Genomic DNA, 2968 nt, shown 5'->3' with positions numbered 1-2968 from the left:
CGAAACGCCATGCGGCGCTGCGCCATCCAGTCGGTGTCCCGAAACGGGTTCATGCCATCGGCGAAAGCAAAGGACGGATCGGCCTGCTCGGTGGTGACGATACGGGTGGTCGTGCCATCGATGCCGTTTGAGCGCAGATGCACGCCATTGCCGACGATGAGGATCAGGGCGGGCCTGTCCACGGGCCCGTTCCAGTTGGGCAGGAAGGTTTTGCAGGCGCGTGCATGGGCGATCTGCGCCGCAACAGCGGACGCAGAGAACTTGAGAATAGCCATGGGGATGTCTTTCTGTTCGGTTTGGAAGGGTCGACCCGCGCGGGGAATGCCTCGCGCGGGCCGCGTGATGGCTCAGGCCGCTTGCGCGACCTCGCTCTCAGGCTCGGGATTTTCCGCAGTGGGCTCCGCCTCATCACAGGCGACACCGGCGGTCTGCATCATGGGCGGGCACCAGGCGGCCACGGCAGCGCGCTGCGCGTCCGTGAGCGTGGCGAAGGGCTCGGCGAAGAGCTTGTCGCAGAAGGCGACGATCTCCTTCTTGCTCGACGAGGCCAGCGTCACAGCCTCCTGGGCCAGACCCAGATCCTCGCCGAGGATCTTCAGGAGCCAGGCCTTCTTGAAGCGGTTGAAGAGGGCCGCATTCGGCGTCCAGTGGGCGCGAATGTCGGGCATGATCTCGATCTCGAACGCATGCATCAGGCTGTCGCGCTGGCGGTCCCGCGTGAAGCAGGATTGCGTAGTGCTGGCCGTGGCATAAGCGACGAGCTTGGCCTTCTCGCCCGGCTTCAGCGCGCGAAACGCCGCGAACTGATCGGCGGGCGCGCGGGTGTCATCGAGCCAGGACAGGTCAAGCGCATCCTGCGCCGCCGCTACCTGCTCGAGCGAGGTCTCGTCGATCTCGTCCATCTTGGCGTGGTTGCGGTATTCCTTGCGGGCATCGACCTTGATCGCCTGCGTGACACTCATGCCGCTGGCCAGAACATCACTGACCAGCTTGAAGAGCGTCAGATCAAGCGTGGCCTCCGGATGCAGCGCCATCGCGGCGCCGAGGGCCATGGCCCGCTCGGTCTTGAGGTCCTCGGCCAGCGAGGCCGGGTAGGTGATTTCGCCGGCGTCCGGTGCCTCCTCCCCCGTCGGGTTGACCGACGAGCCGCGCGCGCCTTCCACTTTCACGGTGTCCTCGGGGCGGACGAGACCAACATGGAGCGTGATCTGCCCACCCTGCCACGAGGCGATCACCCCAGACCGTGCGAGGTCCTCGGCGCTGTAGGCCTCCTGCAGGTCGCGGGCTTCCTCTTCCAAGGCGTCCACGCGCTCGTAAAGCGCGTTGTAGGCACCGTCCTCGAGCCCCTCATCCTCCATCTCGAGCTGCAGTTGCTCGAGCTCGGTGGTGATCTCGTCGATGCGCTTCTGGGCAGCCTCATCCGGCTCGATTGGACCGGGATAAACGCGACCATAGTCGGCCATGGTCGCGTAATCGTAGCGGACCATTGCATCGGCCCAGGCAAAGCCAAGTTTTGCGCGGGCCTCCTCAGCGGTGGCCCCGAGCTTCTCGAGCAGGATGGTCTCGACCAGCGACGCATCCTCGAGCACCGAATGCTCTTCCAGAAGGTCCGCCGCGATCGCTCCGCCCCGGGCCTCATAGTCCTCGCGCACGAAGGCCCCGATATCGTCGCTGACCTGGACGCCGCGGGACTTGAGCGCCTGGCGGACCGTATAGGCCTGCAGGTAGCTATCTTCCTTGGTGAGTGCCTCGAAGACCTCGCGCTGCACCTCCTGGCTCGGATGCTCCGCAAAGGCCTTCATCGTGTCGAGCGTGATCGTCTTGGCCCGGGCCGCGGCGCGGATGTCGGGGTGGATTAGGCCATAGCGCAACCGGCCTTTCACGGCCGCCACCGTGGTGCCGAAGGTCTTTGCGATCGTCTCGGGCGTCTGGTCGTCGACCTCCATCATCCGCGCGAAAGCCTCGAACTCGTCGATGGCATTCATCGGCGCCTGGGTGATGTTCTCAGCGAGCGACAGGGCCGTGGTGACATCGCAATCCTCTGGCACAAGACGGCAGTCGATCTTGGCCTTCGCCGTGAAGCCTTTCGCGGCCCTGTCCGCGACCAGCTCCTTCAGCGCGGCATGCCGACGGCCACCGGCGAGGACAGCATATTTGCCGTCGAGCTTCTGGACCATGAGCGGCTGCAGGAGACCCAGAACGGTGATGCTTGCCTTCAGATGGGCGATGTTCTCAGGATCATAGGTTTCCGGCGAGTTGCTGCGCACATTGGCGGGATGTGAGACCAGATCGCCGATGGCGACGGAGACGGGTTTGAAGCTTGTGGTCATGGGGTATCCTTCCAGGTGGGTGAGGTGTGGCCCGCGCCTTCACGCGCGTGACCAATCCCCGGCTTCGGGGATCACCACGACAAAAGGCCCACTCTCCCTTTGAAGGGTCAGTGGGCCTTCATCGGCTGCGATGTCAGGAGGAGGCGTCCCCTCCCCTACCAGTCGCGCGCCATCATGATGGTCAGCACGCGCGTGGTGGTCGTGGGGTTGTCCGGGGTCTCGGCCCCATAGCGGAAGTCGGAATCCGCTTCATACAAATCCAGTTTCCAGAACACGGTCTCGCCCCGGATCTCGACCGCCCCGAAGTCATGCCATCCTTCGGGATCATTCTCAGGCTCGAAGGTGTCGAACGTGCCCGTGGCCCTCACCGCTTCGGCCATGAAGCCGTCTCCGGCCTCCATGAGCGAGCGGGTGACATGCATGCGACCCTGGATGGGCTGCGCGGGCGGCACTCCAAGGCACGCGAGCTTGCGAAACGCGTCGTTCTGCGCGGCGATCACACTCGGATCCGGGCAGTCTGGCTGGGGTTGAACGGTCATGGACATGGGAATCTCCTTTGAGAAGTTGAAACACCTTTCCCAAAGCCCGCTTCCGTAATGGGGCGGGCCTCTGTCAAGGGTTTCGGGCAAGTCAAAAAT

Annotated in this window: 2 protein-coding genes and 1 pseudogene; all 3 read right to left on the bottom strand. The window is 64.3% G+C overall.

What is annotated here, in order from left to right:
* Positions 1–275 (bottom strand): annotated as a pseudogene (locus tag ATO11_RS20950) (regulator); the annotation flags it as partial.
* Positions 276–347: 72 nt separating this feature from the next.
* Positions 348–2330, bottom strand: coding sequence for a ParB/RepB/Spo0J family partition protein (locus ATO11_RS20945; RefSeq protein ID WP_050532861.1), 1983 nt, complete (start codon positions 2328–2330; stop codon positions 348–350).
* A 155-nt stretch (positions 2331–2485) separates the two neighbouring features.
* Positions 2486–2875, bottom strand: coding sequence for a DUF3768 domain-containing protein (locus tag ATO11_RS20940; RefSeq protein ID WP_050532860.1), 390 nt, complete (start codon positions 2873–2875; stop codon positions 2486–2488).
* Positions 2876–2968: the final 93 nt, after the last annotated feature.

The sequence above is a fragment of the Pseudaestuariivita atlantica genome, assembly GCF_001205715.1.
Classification (GTDB): domain Bacteria; phylum Pseudomonadota; class Alphaproteobacteria; order Rhodobacterales; family Rhodobacteraceae; genus Pseudaestuariivita; species Pseudaestuariivita atlantica.
This window is presented reverse-complemented; position numbering and strand designations above follow the sequence as displayed.

Excerpts from the sequence above, each read along its gene's own strand:
- ATO11_RS20945 (WP_050532861.1), bottom strand. The coding sequence starts at position 2,330 with ATGACCACAAGCTTCAAACCCGTCTCCGTCGCCATCGGCGATCTGGTC.
- ATO11_RS20940 (WP_050532860.1), bottom strand. The coding sequence starts at position 2,875 with ATGTCCATGACCGTTCAACCCCAGCCAGACTGCCCGGATCCGAGTGTG.